The organism is Streptomyces sp. NPDC054757, assembly GCF_053612185.1.
Genome location: NZ_JBSHBW010000003.1, coordinates 155,896 through 175,735, shown reverse-complemented (window position 1 = coordinate 175,735; position 19,840 = coordinate 155,896). Strand labels below are relative to the sequence as shown.

Below are 19,840 nucleotides of genomic sequence, written 5' to 3'. Positions count from 1 at the left end.
TGTGAGTCCCGGCCGGGACCCGGAGGCGCCTGATCCCGGCCCTTCGGGTGCCTCAGGGGTCTCGGGTGCCTCGCGCACCTCAGGTACCTCGCGTGCCCCGGGCGCCTCGCGTGCCCCAGGTGAAGAGGTCCACCTCCGGGCCGATGCCTCCGGGCACGCCACCATCAACCAGGCCGCCCGGGACCAGCACTTCCATTACGCCGACGGTGTACACGGGCAGCGCGATGTCGCGGCGGGCGGGCCGGCGCCCGAGTGTCCCTATCCGGGGCTTGCCGAGTTCGGGTCGGAACAGGCCCGGTGGTTCTTCGGACGGGCCGGGCTGATCGCAGAGCTGACGGCCCGTCTGGATCAGCGCCGGCGTACCGGTGGGGCGCAGACGGTCGTGGCGCCGTCCGGGGCGGGCAAGTCCTCACTGCTGCGCGCCGGTCTGCTGCCGAGGCTCGATCAGGGCGCCCTACCGGGCTCCGACCGATGGCCGAAGCTGGTGTTCACCCCGACCGCCGACCCGGTGGGGGCCCTCGCCGCTCAACTCGCCTCGCTGGCGGGCACTCGCCCTGACGCGCTGGCCAGGACGCTGACCGCCGACCCGCGCCAGTGCGTCTCCGTACTGTCCGAAGGTCTGCGCCGCCGTGTCGGCGACGGGGACCGGGAGGCGCGGGTGCTCCTGGTGGTGGACCAGTTCGAGGAACTCTTCACGTTGTGCGGTGACGACCGGCAGCGGCACCTCTTCGTCGACCTGCTCGGGCGCATCGCGGGCGGTGACGGGCAGGCAGGTCCGGAGGCGGGCACCGCGGCGGACCCGGCGGCAGGCTCGGTGCCGAGCCAGGCTGGGCTGGTCCTGCTGGGCATCAGGGCGGACTTCTACGCGGCCTGTGTCGACTTCCCGGTCTTGCGTACCGCGCTACAGGATGCCCCGTTGGTGGTCGGGGCCATGTCGGACGTGGAGTTGCGCGAAGCGATCCTGTATCCGGCCCGCAGTGTGGGCCTCGATATCGAGACCGGGCTTGTCGAGTTGCTGCTGCGGGACCTGGGTGCTTCGGCCGGGGCGGACGGGGAGAGAGCCGTCGGCTACGAGGCCGGGCGGCTGCCCCTGCTGGCTCACGCGTTACGGGGCAGCTGGCAGCAGCGCCACGGCTCCACCCTCACCGTGCGCGGCTACCAGGCCACCGGTGGTATCCAGCACGCTGTCGCGACGACCGCCGAAGACGTGTACTCCCGTCTGGACGCGGCCGGGCAGCTGGTGGCGCAGTCGCTCTTCCTCCGAATGGTCAAGGTCGGAGACGGGACCGAGGACGTCCGGAGGCGGCTGTCACAGGGCGAGTTGGCGAGTTACGGCGCTCAAGCGGGGCCGGTCGTGGACGCGTTCACCCGGACACGGCTGCTGACCCAGCAGCAGGACATCGTGGAGATCACCCACGAGGCCCTGCTGCACAGCTGGCCACGGCTGCGGGACTGGATCGAGACCGACCGTGCGGACCGGCTGACCCGCCAGAGCCTGGAGGAGAGCGCGCTCACCTGGGACCACGATCACCGGGACGCGTCCCTGCTCTACCGCGGCAGCCGACTGGAGGTCGCACGCGTCTGGGCAGCGTCCTCCCCCGGAGTTCTGAGTGGCACGGCACAGGCCTTCCTCGCGGCCTGCACCAGGGCAAGGCGCCGGACGACCCGCCTCCGTACCGCACTTGTCGCCGTGCTGGCGGTGCTCGTGCTGGCTACCTCCGGCGCCGCGGTATTCGCCTTCCAGCAACAGGGCGAGGCGTTGCACCAGCGCGACCTCGCCGTCTACAACAGAGTGGTCTCCGAGGCGGACCAGTTGCACACGAAGGACGCGTCCCTGTCGGCCCAACTGCTGCTCGTCGCCCACCGTATGAGGCCCGGCGACGAGACCTACACACGGCTCGTCGACACGGGGGACGATCCGCTGTCCACTCCCCTCCTCGGTCACAAGGGCAGTGTCAGCACGGTGGCGTACAGTCCGGACGGGAAGACGCTCGCCAGCGCGAGCTGGGATTCGACCGTCCGGCTGTGGAACGTGGCGGACCCGACCCGGCCCCGACTCCTGGGGCGCCCTCTGAAGGGCGCCACCACCGGCGCCGTCAACGACGTGGTGTTCAGCCCGGACGGGCACACCCTGGCAGCCGGATCCACCGACTCCTTCGTACGGCTGTGGAATGTGTCGGACCCCGCGCGTCCCACCCTGCTCGGTGAGCCTCTCCGGGGAAACACCAGGGGCGTTTCGTCGGTGGCGTTCAGCCCGGACGGCCATCTGCTGAGCATCGGCGGAGGTGACGGCACGGTGCAACTGTGGGACATCTCCGCCCCCTCACGGCCCGAACCCCTGGGTTCCCCGTTGGGGGGCCTCTCCGGCAATGTCTCCTCTCTGGCTTTCAGCCCCGACAGCAGGACACTCGCCTCGGGGAGCGCCGACAGGACGGTCCGGCTGTGGGACGTCTCCCGTCCCGCCCGTCCCGTGCCCCTGGGCAGCCCGTTGAAGGGCTACACCAGCACCGTGACCTCCGTCGCCTTCAGCCCCGACGGGCACACCCTCGCCACCGGGGGCGGCGGTCAGAGCACGGTGCGCCTGTGGGACGTGTCGGCTCCCGCAAAGCCCCGGCTCCGCGGGAGCCCCCTGTACAGCGACAAGAACGTCATCACCCAGGTGGCGTTCAGCCCGGACGGCCGCACCCTGGCGGTGGGAAACGGGGCTTCGACCGTGCGGCTGTGGAACGTGTCCAATCCCGACAGGCACATCCTCATCGGCCGGGCCCTGGCCGGCCACACCGGCATCGTGGCCTCGGTGGCGTTCAGTCCGGACGGGCACACCCTGGCAACCGGCAGCTACGACAGGACGGTCCGGCTGTGGAATCTCCCCTCCACCCGCCTCACCGGCGCCACCGCTACTGTCAGCTCGGTGGCGTTCAGCTCGCAGGGACGCCTCCTTGCCACGGGCGGGGGCGGAGACGGATCGGTGCGGCTGTGGAGGGTATCGGCCGGATCCAGGCCCAAGTCCCTGGGGAAGCCGCTGAAGGGCCACATCCGTTCCGTCATGTCGCTGGCGCTCAGCCCCGACGGGCGCACACTGGCCGCCGGAGACATCAAGGGAGGGGTGCAGTTGTGGGATGTCTCGACAGCTGCCGAGCCCCAACTCCTCGGCGAACCGCTGAAAGGCCACACCGGCAATGTCGGAACTCTCGCCTTCAGCCCGGACAACCGGACCCTCGCCTCGGGAAGTGACGACAGCACGGTGCGTCTGTGGGACGTGACCAGCCCCTCCCGGCCCGCGCCCCTCGGCGAGCCTCTGAAAGGCCACACCGGTCAGATCTGGTCCGTCGCGTTCAGTCCGGACGGCAGAGCACTCGCATCGGGAAGCAACGACAGGACAGTCCGGCTGTGGGATGTCTCCCACCCCGCCCTTCCCGCACCTCTGGGCCGCCCTCTGACCCTCGGATCCCAGGCGGCCTCGCTGGCGTTCAGCCCGGACGGACACACCCTGGCCATCGGCACCTACGACTTCACCGTCCGCCTGTGGAACGTATCGGATCCGGCCCGCCCCAAGCCCCGGGGCCGCCCCCTGGAAGGGCACACGAGCGCCGTGCGGACGGTCGCGTACAGCCCTGACGGCAAGATGCTGGCATCCGGAGGCTTCGACGGGACGGTGCGCCTGTGGAACGTGTCCGATCCGGACCGTTCCACATCCCTGGGCGAGCCGCTGACCGGGCACAACAGCGGTGTCTGGTCAGCGGCGTTCAGCCCGGACGGCCGGACCCTGGCCACCGGCAGCCTGGACGAGTCGGTCCGGCTGTGGGGACTGGATACGGACACCATCACCCACCGGATCTGCGCCGACACCAGGAACATCCTCACCGCCAGGCAATGGCGGCGCTACGTCGGCGGCTCACTGCCCTACCACCCGCCCTGCGCCGCCTGAGGCTCCTCCCACCCGGAGAACTCAACGGACCGCTGTCACCCCGGCCTCCCCCGGCTCCGGTACATCCGCCGCCTTCGCGGTCAGGCACTCGAACCACACCGTCTTGCCGCACCCGTCATGGCGCGGCTCCACGCCCCAGCTGTCGGTGAGGGCATCGACCAGGACCAGCCCCCGCCCGCCCTCGTCGAGTTCATCCCCCACAGCCGCGCTGGGCAGGTGCGGGCACCCGTCCGCGACCTCGATCCGCACGCCACGGCCCGGGAGCCAGAGGATGCACGTCTGGCAGAGGCGCCCCGGGACATGCCGTACGACATTCGCGATCAGCTCGGTGAGCGCCAGCTCGGCCACGTCGGCCACGTCGAGAAGACCCCAGCCGGTGAGGTACATGCGCAGGATGCGCCGCAGATGGAGCGCCGAGTGCTCACTCACCGCGAAGGCGGCGCGGTAGGTCGGCTCCGCGTGGTCCGCCGGGGAAGCAGTTACGTCATTCATGTCACCAGGGTGCAATGCGACGGTTACGCTCGGCTACGTACTGAACCGAACGCCGGGCGGCGTTGCAGGCCGGAGGTGCCCACGTGGCCAACATCCACTCGCTCGACCCCAGTGCCTCGCCGCTGGACTACTTCGGCTGGGAACTGCGCCGGCAGAGAGAGGCCGCCGGCCTGAAACAGGGGCAGCTCGGCGACATCATCTTCTGCACGGGCTCCCTGATCGGCCAGATCGAGACCACGAAGAAGATCCCGACCCGCGACTTCGCCGAACGCGTGGACGCGGCACTCGGCACGGACGGCGTGTTCTCCCGCCTGGTCGGCCTGGTCCTGCGCAGCCAGCTGCCGACCTGGTTCCAGCCGTATGCCGACATGGAGGCGCGTGCGGCCTACATCTCCACGTACCAGACGCAGTTGGTGTACGGGCTTCTCCAGACGGAGGAGTACGCGCGGGCGCTGCTCCGTGTCGACCATCCGAGCAAGGCCGACGAGATGGTGGCCGCCCGGCTGGAGCGTCAGAGAATCCTGGAGGGCGAGCATGCGCCCGCTCTCTGGGTCATCCTGAGCGAGGCCGTGTTGCTTCAGGAAGTCGGCGGGCGGGACGTCATGCGCAGGCAACTGGCCCGGTTGTTGGACTTCCGTCACGATCCGTGGGTGCAGATCCAGGTCCTCCCGTTCTCAGTCGGCCAACACACCGGTTTGATGGGGTCGTTCAACCTCCTCCGGTTCGACAACGACCCTGACCTGTTCTACGTGGAAAGCTACGATCAGGGCCATATGACGGCCAATCCGCAAGTGATCAAAGAGCGTTCGGTCGGTTACGCTCGCTTGCAAGCGACCGCCCTCTCCCCCGAGGACTCGGCGGTACTGATCGCTCGGGTGATGGAGGAACGATATGGAGACCAGGGATGACCTGACCGGAGCGTGCTGGCGGAAGTCTTCGCACAGCGGCACCAACGGCGGCGACTGCGTCGAGTGCACAGTGACCGGCGGTGCGACCTGGCGTAAGTCGACGTACAGCGGCAACACCGGCGGCGAGTGCGTCGAGGTGGCCGCCGGCCTCCGCGGCACCGTGCCGGTCCGAGACAGCAAGAACCCCGCAGGTCCGACCCTGTTCGTGCACGCCGCAGCCTGGCAGACCTTCGTTGACGGGGTCCGCTAGAACTCCCAGACCAGCACCTCGGCGGCCGTCGCCGCCACCAGTTCCAGGCCCTCGGGCCCCGTGATCCGCACCGAGTCCCCCGGCCCCAACCCCGTCTCCCCCAGCCGCACTTCGCCCCGTACGACGTGCAGGTACACCCCGGGCGCGTCCGGCACCGCAACGCGCTCGCCGGGGGACGGCCTGCGGACCGAGAGCAGCGCACCCGAAGCCGGGACCGCGTACGGGGTGGCGTCCGCGATGCCGCGGACGATGGCGTACGACGGGTCGCCGCCCGGCTCCAGGGGTGACAGCCACATCTGGACGAAGACCAGCGGGTCCGGGCCCTCGTTGCGTTCCGCGTGGCGTACCCCGCCGGCCGACGAGAGGTGCTGGACGTCTCCGGCGCGTACGACCGTGGCGGCGCCCGTCGAGTCGCGGTGGGTGAGTTCGCCCTCGACCACCCAGGTGATGATCTCGGTATGGCTGTGGGGGTGTTCGTCGAAGCCCGCGCCGGGCGCGAGCCGCTCCTCGTTGCAGGCCAGGACCGGTCCGAAGCGCAGGTTGTCCGGGTCGTAGAAGGTGCCGAACGAGAAGGCGTGGCGGGAGTCGATACCGGCCGCGGCGTCGCCTCCGCGGTAGCGCTCGCCGGAGCGCCGTACATCCATCACGCCGACCACCGTAGCCCCGCCACGCCATGCCCGGGTCCGGATAAGGCAGTCTTGTCCACGTGCCCCGACCCGATTCCGCGCAGCCCGGACCCCCTCCCGAACATCCGCACGCCGCGACTCTGAAGCGTCTTGAGCAGTCCTCCGGCCGGCTCTCGGCGAACGCCATCGCCCGGATGGACGAGACGCTGCCGTGGTACCGGGCCATGCCACCGGAGAACCGATCCTGGATCGGTCTGGTCGCGCAGGCCGGGATCGCGGCGTTCACCGAGTGGTTCCGGCACCCCGAGGCCCCGCAGGCGATCTCCACCGATGTCTTCGGCACCGCTCCGCGCGAGCTGACCCGGGCCATCACGCTGCGGCAGACGGTCGAGATGGTGCGTACCACCATCGAGGTCATGGAGACCGCGATCGAGGAAGTCGCGGCCCCCGGCGACGAGTCGATCCTCCGCGAGGCGCTGCTCGTCTACGCCCGGGAGATCGCCTTCGCGACCGCCCAGGTGTACGCGCAGGCCGCCGAGGCGCGCGGGGCGTGGGACGCCCGGCTCGAATCGCTGGTGGTCAACGCGGTGCTGTCGGGCGAGGCCGACGAGGGCGCGGTGTCCCGGGCCGCCGCGCTCGGCTGGAACTCGCCCGACCATGTCTGTGTGATCCTCGGCACCGCGCCCGAGGGCGACAGCGAACTGACCGTCGAGGCGATCCGGCGCGCCGCGCGCCACGCGAAGGTCCAGGTGCTGACCGGGGTGCTCGGCAACCGGCTCGTCGTCATCGCGGGCGGCAACGACAACCCGCTCCAGGTCGCCAAGGCCCTCATCGGCCCGTACGCGGCGGGTCCGGTGGTCGCCGGGCCGATCGTGCCCGACCTGCTGGCGGCCACCCGTTCCGCGCAGGCGGCGGCGGCCGGGCTCAAGGCCGGTTACGCCTGGCAGGACGCGCCGCGCCCGGTGCTCGCCGATGATCTGCTGCCGGAGCGCGCCATCGCGTCCGACCCCTCGGCGCGCGAGCAGCTGGTGGAGGAGATCTACAGACCTCTGGAGGAGGCGGGTTCGGCCCTCCTGGAAACGCTGAGTGTCTATCTGGAGCAGGCGAGCAGCCTGGAGGGCGCGGCCCGGATGCTCTTCGTGCACCCCAACACCGTCCGCTACCGGCTGCGACGTGTGACCGACGTCACCGGCTGGTCACCCTCCGACGTGCGCTCCGCGTTCACTCTGCGCATCGCCCTGATCCTGGGGCGCCTGGCCGACGGGGATACGCACCTCTAGACTTTTGTCGGACACCAACAATTCCCCCGGCGGTTCTTCGTCCCTGTCCCCACGGGCGTCAGGGGCCGTCCACAAGAGAGAGTGTGAGGGTGCTCGTACTCGTCGCTCCCGGCCAAGGCGCTCAGACGCCCGGCTTCCTGACCCCCTGGCTCGAACTCCCCGGTGCCGCCGACCGTATCGCCGCGTGGTCGGACGCCATCGGGCTCGACCTCGCCCACTACGGCACGGAGGCCGACGCGGACGCGATCCGCGACACCGCGGTGGCCCAGCCGCTGCTGGTCGCGGCCAGTCTGCTGTCCGCTTCCGCGCTGGGTGACTTCGTGCCCGGTGCCGTCGCGGGACACAGCGTCGGCGAGATCCCGGCCGCGGTGTTCGCGGGCGTCCTCGACGAAGCGGCGGCCCTCGGTTTCGTACGGACCCGTGGACTGGCCATGGCCGAGGCCGCAGCTGTCACCGAGACCGGGATGGCCGCGCTGCTCGGCGGCGACCCGGAGACCGTGCTGCCGCACCTGGAGAAGCTCGGGCTGACCCCGGCGAACGTGAACGGCGCCGGCCAGATCGTCGCCGCGGGCACCGCCGAGCAGATCGCCGCGCTCGTCGACGACAAGCCGGAGGGGGTGCGCAGGGTCATGCCGCTCAAGGTGGCGGGTGCCTTCCACACCCACCACATGGCGCCGGCGGTCGCCGGACTCGGCAGGGCCGCGCAGGACCTGGTCGTCGCCGACCCGACGGTCCCGTACCTCTCGAACGCCGACGGCGAGGCGGTCGCGACCGGCCCCGACGTCGTCGCCCGGCTGGTCAGCCAGGTCTCGAACCCGGTCCGCTGGGATCTGTGCATGGAGACCGCTCAGAAGCTGGGCGCCACCGCGCTCATCGAGGTCTGCCCCGGTGGCACGCTGGTGGGCATCGCCAAGCGCGCCATGCCCGGCGTGCGGACGCTGGCACTGAAGACGCCCGACGACCTCGACGCGGCTCGCGCCCTCATCGCCGAGACCCAATCACCTGCCGCTGACGCGGCGGGGGCCTAAGGAGCCCGAGAGAGCATGGCGAAGATCAAGCCCAGCCAGGGCGCCCCGTACGCGCGGATCATGGGGGTCGGCGGCTACCGCCCGACCCGGGTCGTGCCCAACGAGGTGATCCTGGAGACGATCGACTCGTCCGACGAGTGGATCCGCTCCCGCTCCGGCATCGCGACCCGCCACTGGGCGTCCGACGAGGAGACCGTGGCCGCGATGTCCATCGAGGCATCCGGCAAGGCCATCGCGGACGCCGGGATCTCCGCCGACCGGATCGGCGGCGTGATCGTGTCGACGGTCTCGCACTTCGCGCAGACCCCGGCCATCGCCACCGAGATCGCCCACAAGCTCGGCACCGAGAAGGCGCCGGCCTTCGACATCTCGGCGGGCTGCGCCGGCTTCGGCTACGGGCTGACGCTCGCCAAGGGCATGGTCGTCGAGGGTTCCGCCGAGTACGTGCTCGTCATCGGCGTCGAGCGGCTCAGCGACCTCACCGACCTGGAGGACCGTGCGACGGCCTTCCTCTTCGGCGACGGCGCGGGCGCGGTCGTGGTCGGCCCCTCCCAGGAGCCGCACATAGGCCCTACGGTGTGGGGCTCGGAGGGCGACAAGGCCGGGACCATCAAGCAGACCGTGCCGTGGTCGGACTACCGCGACGGCAAGGGCCGCGAGAAGTTCCCGGCGATCACGCAGGAGGGCCAGGCGGTCTTCCGCTGGGCCGTGTTCGAGATGGCGAAGGTCGCCCAGCAGGCGCTGGACGCCGCCGGTATCGCCGCGGCCGACCTGGACGTCTTCATCCCGCACCAGGCCAATATGCGGATCATCGACTCGATGGTGAAGACCCTCAAGCTGCCGGACCATGTCACGGTCGCCCGTGACGTCGAGAACACCGGCAACACCTCCGCCGCCTCGATTCCGCTCGCGATGGAGCGGCTCCTGGCGACCGGTCAGGCGAAGAGCGGCGACACCGCGCTGGTCATCGGCTTCGGGGCGGGTCTCGTCTACGCCGCGACTGTCGTTACCCTCCCCTAGGGCATTCCGGAGTAATCCGGTTCGTTCGAACACCCCGAGCAGTCCCCGACACACACCGCTACACATCGAAGGAGCGCCAACATGGCCGCCACGCAGGAAGAGATCGTCGAGGGTCTCGCCGAGATCGTCAACGAGATCGCAGGCATCCCGGTCGAGGACGTCCAGCTGGACAAGTCCTTCACCGACGACCTGGACGTCGACTCGCTGTCCATGGTCGAGGTCGTCGTCGCCGCCGAAGAGCGCTTCGACGTCAAGATCCCCGACGACGACGTCAAGAACCTCAAGACCGTCGGCGACGCTGCCGATTACATCTCGAAGCACCAGGCCTGACCCAGGCCCGCGGCTGACGCCACCCGGCGGTGGCGCCGTGATTCAGATCCCTCTACACGTGGAGAAGAAATTCCAGTGAGCCCGACCAATCGCACCGTGGTCGTCACCGGTATCGGCGCAACCACACCGCTGGGTGGCGACAGCGCATCGACCTGGGACGGTCTGCTCGCAGGCCGTTCCGGTGTCAAGCCGCTCACCGAGGAGCGCTTCGCCGAGCTTCCGGTCCGCATCGCCGCCCCGGCGGCTGTCGACCCGAGCGAGGTCCTGGCCCGTCCTCTCGCCCGCAAGCTTGACCGCTCGGCCCAGTTCGCGGTGATCGCGGCCCGTGAGGCCTGGTCCGACGCGGGCTTCACCGCGAAGGCCGGTGAGGACGACGCCGTACACCCCGAGCGGCTCGGCGCGGTCGTCGCCTCCGGCATCGGCGGTATCACCACCCTGCTCGACCAGTACGACGTACTCAAGGAGAAGGGCGTACGCCGTGTCTCCCCGCACACCGTCCCCATGCTCATGCCGAACGGCCCGTCCGCCAACGTCGGTCTCGAACTCGGCGCGCAGGCGGGCGTCCACGCGCTGGTCAGCGCCTGTGCGTCCGGCGCCGAGGCGGTCGGCTACGCGGCCGAGATGATCCGCATGGGCCGTGCCGACGTCGTCGTCGCCGGTGGCACCGAGGCGACGATCCACCCGCTGCCCATCGCGGCCTTCGCCAACATGATGGCGATGTCCAAGAACAACGAGGACCCCGAGGGCGCCTCCCGCCCGTACGACAAGGGCCGTGACGGCTTCGTACTCGGCGAGGGCGCCGGCATCGTCGTCCTGGAGTCGGCCGAGCACGCCGCCGCGCGCGGAGCCCGGGTCTACTGCGAACTCGTGGGCCAGGGCCTGTCGTCGGATGCCCACCACATCGCGCAGCCGGAGCCGACCGGCCGCGGTATCGCGGCGGCGCTGCGGCACATGCTGGAGACCACCGATCTCAACCCCGCCGAGGTCGTGCACGTCAACGCGCACGCCACCTCGACTCCGCAGGGCGACGTCGCCGAGATGAAGGCGCTCCGCCAGGTGCTGGGCGACGACCTCGACCATGTCGCCATCTCCGCGACGAAGTCGATGACCGGGCATCTGCTGGGCGGCGCCGGTGGTATCGAGACCGTCGCCACGGTGCTGGCGCTGCACCACCGCACGGCTCCGCCGACCATCAACATCGTGGACCTCGACGAGGAGGTCGACGCGGACATCGTGCGGGACAAGCCGCGGACGCTGCCGCAGGGGCCGATCTCCGCGGTCAACAACTCGTTCGGTTTCGGCGGTCACAACGTGATGCTGGCGTTCCGCTCGGTCTGACCACGACCGGCGACGGCCGCACCGCCCGCGGGCCCGTCCCTCCCTGTCCGGGAGGGGCGGGCCCGCGGGCGTGACCGGCCTCAGGCGTCGAAGCTCGCGAAGTACGAGGCGGCCATGTCGTCGTCGCCGTGGCCCTGCGCCTGCGCCCGGCGGAACCGCTCGCCGCCGGCGGCCGCCACATCCATCCGCACCCCCGCGGCGCGCCCCGCCTCGACGATCAGCCGGGCGTCCTTCGCCGCGGTGGTGACCGAGAAGCTCGGGGTGTAGTCCCCGGTGAGGATCGCCTGCCCCTTGATGTGCAGATAGCCGCAGTCCAGCGTGCCGCCGCCGACCGCGTCCAGGAAGTCCGCCGGGTCCACGCCGAGTCCGGCCGCCAGCGCGAGCGCTTCGGCCGTGCCGTGGGTGAGGGACAGGACCCAGCTGTTGCAGACGAGTTTCAGCCGGGTTGCCGCGCCCGTGGAGCCGTCGTCGCCGACCCAGACCGTACGGGAGCCGACCGCGTCCAGGACGGGTGCGAGAGCGTCACGTACGGAGCCGGGGCCGGCCGCGAGGACGGTGAGCTGACCGTTCTCCGCCGGGACCTTGGTGCCGAGTACGGGGGCGTCCACGAAGACCAGCCCGTGCTGCCTGGCGAACGCGGCGAGCGGGAGCAGCCCTTCGGTGCCCGCGGTCGTGGACTGGAGCCAGACAGCTCCGGACTTCAGCACGGGCCCGGCCGCGGTCATCGCTTCGAGGGCGGCGGCTCCGTCGTACAGCATCGTGAGGATCACGTCCGCGCCCTCGACGGCCTCGCCGGGCGTGCCGGTGACACGCGCACCGTCAGCGGCGAGCGGCTCGGCCTTGGAGCGGGTCCGGTTCCAGACCCGGACATCGAGCCCGGCGCGGCAGAGGTTACGGGCCATCGCGGCGCCCATGATGCCCGTACCGAGAACAGCTACTGAGGTGTTGTCAGCCATGGGCCGATCGTAAAGCGGATCAGACGACCTGGTGCAGCCAGCGCACCGGGGCTCCCTCGCCCGCGTACCTGAAAGGCTCCAGCTCGTCGTCCCACGGCTTGCCGAGCAGCCGGGCGATCTCGGCCTCCAGGTCGCTCTCGCCGCCCAGTGAGCGGGCCAGTGCGGCCCGCAGCCGGTCCTCGGGGATCAGGATGTCGCCGTGGATTCCGGTGACGGCGTGGAAGATGCCCAGCTCCGGTGTGGCGCTGTAGCGCTCGCCCTCGGCCGAGGGGCACGGCTCCGACGTCACTTCGAAACGCAGCAGATTCCAGCCACGCAGCGCCGAGGCGAGCTGGGACGCGGTGCCGGTCCCGCCCTTCCAGGAGAACTCGGATCTCCAGGTGCCCGGAGAGGCGGGCTGCCTGATCCAGTCGAGATTCACCCGCGCACCGAGAACGCCCGCCACCGCCCATTCGACGTGTGGGCACAGCGCGCGTGGTGCGGAGTGCACGTACAGAACTCCACGTGTCGTCACCGGGACCTCCAGTGCGGGTCGAGGTTCGCCTTCCCCAGCGGCCTCTCGCCCGTTCTGCCCCGGGGTGCAACAGTAAACAGCATCGGGAGTTAATCTCCTGAAATGGGACAGTATGTGACGTGATGTAATTTACCGGAGCCGCTGATGGGCGATGTTGCCACTGGTCCGACGGGGAAAAACTACCGCGCGGGGGCCTCACTCGTGTGACGTACTGTCGGTCCTGGCCCCGTTGAACACAGAGCTTTCACTCGGCAGGACGCCCGGGTCGGCCACTTGGAGGGTGCAGAGGGTGCAGAGGAAGCCGGAATACGCGCCGGGGTCCGCCCGGAGCCGCCGCGGCCGCACCGCTGTCGCGGCGCTGCTGGCGGCTGTCGTGCTCCCGCTCGGCGCGACGGCCGGCTGTGACTCTTCCGACAGTGGCGGGAAACATGCGCAGGGCCCTCACGGCGCGCCGTCCTCACCCGCCCCGACCTGGGACACCTCCCCCGGATCAGTGGCCGCCGTGGGCGATTCCATCACCCGTGGCTTCGATGCCTGTTCGGTGCTCGCGGACTGTACGAAGGTGTCCTGGGCGACCGGTTCGGACCCGAAGGTGCGCAGTCTGGCCTCCCGGCTCGGGGTGAAGAAGCAGTGGAACGACGCCAGGACCGGGGCCCGGATGGCCGATGTGCCCGCCCAGATCGACGCTGCGGCGGCGCACCGCCCCGAGTTGGTGACGATCATGGCAGGTGCCAATGACGCATGCCGGGACTCGGTTTCGCACATGACACCGGTGGATGAATTCCGCACCTCGTTCATGACAGCGCTGAAACGTTTTCGCACGGCGCTGCCCAAGAGTGAGGTCTATGTGTCGAGCGTGCCGGACCTGAAGCGGCTCTGGTCGCAGGGGCGCGGCAATCCGCTGGGCAAGCAGATCTGGAAGCTGGGGATCTGCGCCTCGATGCTGCGGGACGCCGATGCGATGGACCCGGCGGCCGTGGCGCGGCGCGACGCCGTGCGGGAGCGGGTGGTCGCGTACAACGCGGTGCTCAGGGACGTGTGCGCGTCGGACACGCACTGCCGTTACGACGGCGGGGCGGTCTTCGGTTTCCGGTTCACCGGGGCCCAGTTGAGCCCCTGGGACTGGTTCCACCCCGGCCGGGACGGCCAGGAGCGGCTGGCCGAGATCGCCTACCGCAACGTCACGGCCGCCCGGCCTCCGGCGTAGGGTCCGGTCATGAGCAGCGCGCAGCCGGAGATCTTCGGCCGTCTCGGTGACGGCACCCCTGTCCACCGCTGGACCCTGGAGCGCGGCGGCACGCGGGTGCGCGTGCTCACGTACGGCGGGATCCTGCAGTCCGTCGAGGTACCCGACCGGACGGGGGCGGCGACCGGTGTGGCCCTCGGGTTCCCGGACCTCGCCGGGTATCTGGCCCACCCCGGGCCGTACTTCGGGGCGCTGATCGGGCGGTACGCGAACCGCATCGCGGGCGGTGCGTTCGCGCTCGACGGGCGGACGTACCGGCTGCCCCGCAACAACGGGCCGCACAGTCTGCACGGCGGCGACCGGGGCTTCGACAAGCGGGTGTGGGAGGCGGAGGCCACCGGGCACGGGGTGCGGCTCTCGCGGGTCAGCCCGGACGGCGAGGAGGGCTACCCGGGGCGGCTGGCCGTCTCCGTGACGTACGGCCTGACGGAGAGCGGTGCGCTGCGGATCGGGTACGAGGCGACGACGGACGCGCCGACCGTGGTGAGCCTGACCAACCACTCGTACTGGAACCTGGGCGGCGCCGAATCCGGCAGCGCGGCCGGGCACGAGCTGCGGATCGCGGCCTCGCTGGTGACGCCGGTGGACGCGGAGCTGATCCCGACCGGGGGTTCGGAGCCGGTGGCGGGGACGCGCTTCGACTTCCGGGAGGCCCGTAAGTCGGGTCCCGGCTATGACCACAACTATGTGCTCGACAACGAGGTGCCCGGTGGCGGCAGTACGGAGGCCGCCGAACTGTTCGACCCGGCATCGGGGCGGGTGCTGACGATCACGACCAGCGAGCCGGGCCTGCAGCTCTACACCGGTGACCACATCGACGACGGGCCGTACGGTGCCTGCGCCGGGATCGCGCTGGAGACCCAGCGCTTCCCCGATGCGCCGAACCGGCCGGAGTTCCCCAGTGCGGTGCTCAGGCCGGACGGCGCCTACGTCTCCGAGACGGTGTACGGGTTCTCCACGCGGTAGCGGGCGCGGGCTCTGCCCGGTCCGGCGCGCCCCCGCCCTGTCCTGCCCGGTGGGCAGGGGCGGGGGCGCGCCGGTGTGTCAGACCGTGATCGCGGCCGTCAGCCTGGTGTCCGTGAGGGAGCGGCCGGCCCGGATCTCGTAGCCGCCCGGGCGGCGCGTCCAGCCGCCGGACTCCTCGTCCCAGGTCTCGAAGACCCGCGGGGAGAGCGCGACGGCCACCTCCACCGTCTCCCCCGGCGCCGCTTCCACGGTGGCGAATCCGGCCAGCTGGCGGGCGGCCCGGTCCGGTCCCGGGCTGTCCGGGGCCGCGTAGACCTGGACCGTTTCGCGGCCGGTGCGGCTGCCGGTGTTGCGGATACGGACGGTCGCGGTCCCGGTGGCCGCTTCCAGGGACTCGTAGCTCCACTCGGTGTAGCCCAGGCCGTGGCCGAAGGGGTAGGCGGGGGTGGCGCCGGACCGGTCCCAGGCCCGGTAGCCGATGAACACGCCCTCCTCGTAAGGGAGTTCGCCGTTCTCCGGCTCGACCCTGCTGACCGGGGCGTCCGCCAGGGCCACCGGCCAGGTGGTGGGCAGCCGGCCACCGGGCTCCGCCGCTCCCAGGAGTACGTCGGCGAGCGCGGCACCGCCCTCCTGGCCCGGGAACCAGCTGAGCAGCACCGCCGCCACGCTCTCGCGCCAGGGCAGCTCCACCGGGGAGCCCGCGTTGACGACCACGACCGTGTTCGGATTGACGGCCGCCACCGCGCGTACCAGGTCGTCCTGGCGGCCGGGGAGCCCGAGGTCCTTGCGGTCGAAGCCCTCGGACTCGACCTCCTCGGTGGTGGCGACGACCACGACGGCGGTATCCGCCTCGCGTGCGGCGGCCACGGCCTCGGCGATCAGCTCGTCGGGGTCGTGCTGCGGGTCGCGGTGCATCAGCGAGAAGCCGATGGCCTGGAGCCGGGATCCGGCGCTCTTGTAGACGGTGTACTCGAAGGCGATCGCGACGGACTCACCGGCCGTGAGGGGGGCGGTGCCGCGCTCGACGGGGGCGCCGAAGACCGCGGCGAACGGGTCGGCCTCGTCGCCCGGGAGTTCGTCCGCTTCGAAGAGGACCCGGTCGCCCACGGTGAGCCGGAAGCCGCCGAGTCCCCGGGTGCCGAAGGTGTGCTCGCCGCTCTCCCTGGGGGTGAACGTGCCCTTGACCTCGATGGTGTGCAGCGCCTCGTGGGTCACCCCGTCGGGCAGGTCGCTGCCCACCCACTGGATGCGTCCGCCGGGCACCGATGCGGTGCCGAGGATTCGGCCCGCCTTGTCGCGGCAGACCGCGTGCAGGGCGAACCCCTTGCCCGCAGGGGCCAGTTGGCCGCTCGGGTCGGCGCCGATGGCGTAGCTGACGGCGCCGTCCGGGAGTGCGGCGGCCAGTCCGTCGAGCGGGGAGACCAGCTGGGTCGGGAAGACGGTGGCCGAGCCGCCGCCGAGGATACGGGCGTCGCGGGCGGCGGCGCCGATGAGCGCGACCTTGCGGGTCCTCGGCGCGTCCAGCGGCAGCGCGCCGCCCTCGTTCCGTACGAGCACGAAGGCGCGGCGGGCGATCTCGCGGGACAGCTCGCGCCCGTCGGTCTCCGGCGGCGGCTCGGTGACGACCGGCGGTGCGCCGTCGAGGATGCCGACCCGGGCGGCCAGCCGCAGCACGTTCCGTACGGCGTCGTCGACCGCGCTCTCGGGGACCTCGCCCGCCCTGACGGCGGCGGCCAGCGGCTCACCGTACGGGGTGACCGGTCCCGGCATGGCGACGTCGAGGCCGCCGGTGATGTCCCCGGCGGTGGAGCGCGCGGCCGTCCAGTCCGAGACGTTGAACCCGTCGAAGTGCCACTCGCCGCGCAGGACTTCGTTGACCAGGTAGCGGTGCTCGGTCATCGTCGTGCCGTTGACCGTGTTGTACGCGGTCATGATGCCCCAGGGGTGGGCGTTCTTGACGATGGTCTCGAAGGGCGCCAGATACAGCTCGCGCAGTGGGCGCGGGGCGATGAGGTTGTTGACGGTGAAGCGGTCGGTCTCCGCGTCGTTGCCGACGAAGTGCTTGACGGTGGTGCCGACGCCACCGCTCTGCACTCCCCGGACATAGCCGGCGCCGATCTCGCCGGTCAGATGCGGGTCCTCGGAGTAGCACTCGAAGTGCCGTCCGCCGAGCGGCGAACGGTGCAGGTTGACCGTCGGCGCGAGCAGGACGTGCACCCCCTTGCGCCGTGCCTCCTGGGCGAGCAGGACACCCGCCCGGCGGGCCAGCTCCGGGTCCCAGGTGGCGGCGAGTGCGGTCGGTGACGGCAGGGCGATGGACGGGTCGTCGGCGGTCCAGCGCACTCCGCGGACGCCGATCGGACCGTCGGACATGACGAGGGACCTCAGCCCGATCTCCGGGACCGCCGGGAGCGACCAGAAGTCCTGTCCGGAGAGCAGCCGGGCCTTGGTACCGAGATCCAGCCTGGCGAGTGCGGCCTCGACCGCGGCTTCGCGGACCGGGTCCGCGTCGTTGATGGGGGTGGCTGCCACCGTCGTACCTCCGCCTTGACGTAGTGAAGTTCCGCAGTCCCGTGCGTGATGTCTCCATCCTGACGCGCGTACCGGTAGATCGGTAGGTTTCGTTACTTCTTCGTGATGTGCGATGTCGTACGGTCCTCGGAGAGCACGTCTCGGACGGGGAAGGGAGCCGGTGGATGGGGAGCACCAGAGGCGAGGGGCGGCGGGCGGAGATCCTCCGTGCGGCGCTTGAGGTCATCGCGGAGCGCGGCTACCGGGGGACGACGCTCGGAGCGGTCGCCGAGCGGGTGGGCCTCACTCAGCAGGGGCTGCTGCACTATTTCCCGAGCAAGGACGCGCTGCTCGTCGCCGTACTGGAGGCGCGGGACCGGTGGGATCCGGGCGGGTCCGCGCGCTCGGGTGAGCCCTGGCCGCTCGGACTGCTCGGCTCACTGGTCGAGTACAACGCGATGCGGCCGGGGGTCGTGCAGACCTTCGCCGCGCTGCTCGGCGAGAGCGTCACGGACGGGCATCCGGCGCGGGACTTCTTCACGCGCCGCTATACACAGGTGCGGGGTTCGATGGCGGCCACGCTGCGCGGCGAGTTCGGGGACCGGCTGCCGGGCGGGCTGACCCCGGAGGAGGTCGCCCCGCTGCTGGTGGCGGTGATGGACGGGTTGCAGTACCAGTGGCTGCTGGACCCGGAATCGGTGGATATGCCCACCGCCTTCCGGGCCTTCACTACGCTGCTCGGGGGCGGCGCGGCGGCGGGGTGACGGGGGCCGGGTCTACTGGGCCCACAGGTGCCGGGGTTGCTCGGGCCGGGGCTACGCGTCCGGGGTTACTGGGCCCGGTAGGGCGTGGCGGCCGGGGGCGCGAGCGTCGCGGGTGCGCCGTCGGCGTGCGGGTCCCGTGGGGCGTGCGGGTCCGGGGCGCCGTCGGGGTGCGGGTCCCGTGCCTGGTCGGGGCGCGGACCTCGCAGGGCGTCCGGTTCCGCTTCCGGTTCCGTCGCGGTCTCCCCCGTCAGATCACGCGCCATCAGCGTCGCCCCGGCCACCGCGCCTGGCATCAGGAAGACCGCGACCAGTGGCACCAGGAAGCAGAGCGTCAGCGGGACGCCGAAGCCGAGGGTCAGCAGGCGGCGGCTCTTCAGCAGGGCCAGCCGCTCACGGAACTCCATACCGCGGCGCTGCAGCGCGATCGCCGTCAGCTCCTCGGCGAGGAAGAAACCCGAGACGCAGAAGCCGATCGCCGGGACCACGGTCTGGCCGACGACCGGCAGGAAACCGGCCACGAAGAGCAGCAGTCCGTAGCAGGCCACCCGCACCAGGACACGGACGCTGTCGCGCGCGGATATCCACAGCTCACGCCAGAAGGAGAGGCCGGAAGCGGGGACATCGGAGCCCTCCGACGCGTCGACCCGCTCCGAGAGCGCGTCGTAGAAGGGCTGGCCGACCAGCAGGGTCACCGCGGTGAACGAGACGACGGCGAGCAGCAGAGCCAGCGCCCAGAGCAGTACGGTCAGCACACCCCGAAGGAGCCCCGGCCAGGGCGAGCCCCAGGTGTCGGCGAACGGGGTCGCCCAGGCCACGGCGTCGTCCGCCCAGAACGCCAGCGCGACCAGCACCGCCGCATAGAGGACCAGCGTGATCAGCCCCGGCAGCAGCCCGAATCCGTACTGCCTGCCGCGCCCGCCGACCCAGCGCTGCCCCTTCACCAGATAGCCGAAGCCCGCCCCGAGATCACCCATGCGCAGCAGCCTAGCGGGGGGCGGGGCAGCGGAGTCCGGCAGCGGCCGGGGCCGCACGTCCCGGCCCCGGCTCAGGCTCCGACCCCGGCCCCGGCCCCGGCTCGGGGGTGGGCTCGGGGGCGGGGGCAGGGACGGGGGCGCCAACAGCCCGTACGGAGACGGCGAAGGGCCGCCCCCGCCGGAGCGCTCCGGAGCGGGGACGGCCCTCCCTGTCCCGGGCCGAGCCGGGATCAGCGGGTCATGATCAGGCGACGGCCAGGTCGACCTTGATGTTGCCGCGGGTGGCGTTCGAGTACGGGCACACCTGGTGCGCCTTCTCGATCAGCGCCTGCGCGGTGGCCGTGTCGACGTTCGGGATGGCGGCGGTGATGGTGACCTCAAGGCCGAAGCCGCCCTGCTCGGTCTTGCCGATGGAGACGGCCGCGGTCACGGTCGAGCCGGAGATGTCGGCCTTCTCCTGGCGGGCGACGACACCCAGCGCACCCTGGAAGCAGGCGCTGTAACCGGCGGCGAAGAGCTGCTCCGGGTTGGTGCCCGCGCCGCTTCCGCCCATCTCCTTCGGCGGGTTGACGACGACGTCGAGGTTGCCGTCGTTGGAGGAGACCCGGCCGTCACGGCCGTTCTCCGCGGTGGCGACAGCGGTGTACGCGACATCGATCTTCTGGATTGCCATGCGAGTTCCTTCTGTTGTGTACGCCGCGTCTCGCGC

The 19,840-nt window shown here is 71.2% G+C and carries 18 protein-coding genes; 11 read left to right on the top strand and 7 right to left on the bottom strand.

The annotated features are described in order from the left end of the window. The first annotated feature begins 1 nt into the window (after position 1). Positions 2–3,928 (top strand): nSTAND1 domain-containing NTPase, encoded by a 3,927-nt coding sequence (locus tag ACWGKJ_RS05930; protein WP_385025599.1) that lies wholly within the window; start codon positions 2–4, stop codon positions 3,926–3,928. A gap of 21 nt (positions 3,929–3,949) precedes the next feature. On the opposite strand, the gene ACWGKJ_RS05925 is transcribed toward ACWGKJ_RS05930, so the two are convergent. Then, entirely contained in the window at positions 3,950–4,420 is a 471-nt protein-coding gene (locus ACWGKJ_RS05925; protein WP_385025602.1) for an ATP-binding protein, read from the bottom strand. Between the two features lie 83 nt (positions 4,421–4,503). Here ACWGKJ_RS05925 and ACWGKJ_RS05920 point away from each other — a divergent pair, with 83 nt between their 5' ends. Further along, complete coding sequence (locus ACWGKJ_RS05920; RefSeq protein WP_385025605.1) at positions 4,504–5,328, top strand: helix-turn-helix domain-containing protein; 825 nt, start codon at positions 4,504–4,506, stop codon at positions 5,326–5,328. Continuing rightward, on the top strand, positions 5,312–5,578 hold the full coding sequence (locus ACWGKJ_RS05915; RefSeq protein ID WP_385025609.1) for a DUF397 domain-containing protein: 267 nt from the start codon (positions 5,312–5,314) through the stop codon (positions 5,576–5,578). Before ACWGKJ_RS05920 ends, ACWGKJ_RS05915 begins: the two co-directional genes overlap by 17 nt. Here ACWGKJ_RS05915 and ACWGKJ_RS05910 read toward each other — a convergent pair. Beyond that, on the bottom strand, positions 5,575–6,222 hold the full coding sequence (locus tag ACWGKJ_RS05910; protein ID WP_385025715.1) for a pirin family protein: 648 nt from the start codon (positions 6,220–6,222) through the stop codon (positions 5,575–5,577). The two genes, ACWGKJ_RS05915 and ACWGKJ_RS05910, sit on opposite strands and share 4 nt — an antisense overlap. A gap of 62 nt (positions 6,223–6,284) precedes the next feature. Between ACWGKJ_RS05910 and ACWGKJ_RS05905 the strand changes: the two genes are divergently transcribed. The 5 genes from ACWGKJ_RS05905 (at position 6,285) to fabF (ending at position 11,200) form a co-directional block, all read left to right on the top strand. After that, positions 6,285–7,484 (top strand): PucR family transcriptional regulator, encoded by a 1,200-nt coding sequence (locus ACWGKJ_RS05905; RefSeq protein WP_385025611.1) that lies wholly within the window; start codon positions 6,285–6,287, stop codon positions 7,482–7,484. A gap of 89 nt (positions 7,485–7,573) precedes the next feature. Next, a complete protein-coding gene (locus ACWGKJ_RS05900; RefSeq protein WP_385025720.1) occupies positions 7,574–8,512 on the top strand; it encodes an ACP S-malonyltransferase in 939 nt (312 codons plus the stop codon). Positions 8,513–8,527: 15 nt separating this feature from the next. Continuing rightward, positions 8,528–9,532: a ketoacyl-ACP synthase III gene (locus tag ACWGKJ_RS05895; RefSeq protein ID WP_385025613.1), complete on the top strand. Its 1,005-nt coding sequence runs from the start codon at positions 8,528–8,530 to the stop codon at positions 9,530–9,532. Positions 9,533–9,613: 81 nt separating this feature from the next. Continuing rightward, a complete protein-coding gene (locus tag ACWGKJ_RS05890) occupies positions 9,614–9,862 on the top strand; it encodes an acyl carrier protein (protein ID WP_385025615.1) in 249 nt (82 codons plus the stop codon). A gap of 75 nt (positions 9,863–9,937) precedes the next feature. Further along, on the top strand, positions 9,938–11,200 hold the full coding sequence (gene fabF / locus ACWGKJ_RS05885) for a beta-ketoacyl-ACP synthase II (RefSeq protein WP_385025618.1): 1,263 nt from the start codon (positions 9,938–9,940) through the stop codon (positions 11,198–11,200). A gap of 80 nt (positions 11,201–11,280) precedes the next feature. Here the strand turns inward: fabF and ACWGKJ_RS05880 are convergent, their stop codons facing one another. Beyond that, positions 11,281–12,156 carry an NAD(P)-dependent oxidoreductase gene (locus ACWGKJ_RS05880; RefSeq protein ID WP_385025621.1) on the bottom strand — a complete coding sequence of 292 codons (876 nt, stop codon included), beginning with the start codon at positions 12,154–12,156 and terminating at the stop codon, positions 11,281–11,283. Positions 12,157–12,175: 19 nt separating this feature from the next. Further along, positions 12,176–12,670 carry a DUF3145 domain-containing protein gene (locus ACWGKJ_RS05875; RefSeq protein ID WP_328326171.1) on the bottom strand — a complete coding sequence of 165 codons (495 nt, stop codon included), beginning with the start codon at positions 12,668–12,670 and terminating at the stop codon, positions 12,176–12,178. A 289-nt stretch (positions 12,671–12,959) separates the two neighbouring features. Between ACWGKJ_RS05875 and ACWGKJ_RS05870 the strand changes: the two genes are divergently transcribed. Beyond that, the gene (locus ACWGKJ_RS05870) at positions 12,960–13,877 is read left to right on the top strand and encodes an SGNH/GDSL hydrolase family protein (protein WP_385025625.1); all 918 of its coding nucleotides are present in this window, start codon (positions 12,960–12,962) and stop codon (positions 13,875–13,877) included. A gap of 9 nt (positions 13,878–13,886) precedes the next feature. Then, a complete protein-coding gene (locus ACWGKJ_RS05865; protein WP_385025628.1) occupies positions 13,887–14,882 on the top strand; it encodes an aldose epimerase family protein in 996 nt (331 codons plus the stop codon). A gap of 78 nt (positions 14,883–14,960) precedes the next feature. Here ACWGKJ_RS05865 and ACWGKJ_RS05860 read toward each other — a convergent pair whose 3' ends face one another. After that, on the bottom strand, positions 14,961–17,414 hold the full coding sequence (locus tag ACWGKJ_RS05860; protein WP_385025631.1) for a beta-glucosidase family protein: 2,454 nt from the start codon (positions 17,412–17,414) through the stop codon (positions 14,961–14,963). Between the two features lie 164 nt (positions 17,415–17,578). Between ACWGKJ_RS05860 and ACWGKJ_RS05855 the strand changes: the two genes are divergently transcribed. Then, entirely contained in the window at positions 17,579–18,157 is a 579-nt protein-coding gene (locus ACWGKJ_RS05855) for a TetR/AcrR family transcriptional regulator (protein ID WP_385025634.1), read from the top strand. A 65-nt stretch (positions 18,158–18,222) separates the two neighbouring features. Here the strand turns inward: ACWGKJ_RS05855 and ACWGKJ_RS05850 are convergent, their stop codons facing one another. Further along, positions 18,223–19,131: an EI24 domain-containing protein gene (locus ACWGKJ_RS05850; RefSeq protein WP_385025637.1), complete on the bottom strand. Its 909-nt coding sequence runs from the start codon at positions 19,129–19,131 to the stop codon at positions 18,223–18,225. Between the two features lie 244 nt (positions 19,132–19,375). Next, complete coding sequence (locus ACWGKJ_RS05845; RefSeq protein ID WP_385025640.1) at positions 19,376–19,804, bottom strand: organic hydroperoxide resistance protein; 429 nt, start codon at positions 19,802–19,804, stop codon at positions 19,376–19,378. Between the last annotated feature and the right edge of the window lie 36 nt (positions 19,805–19,840).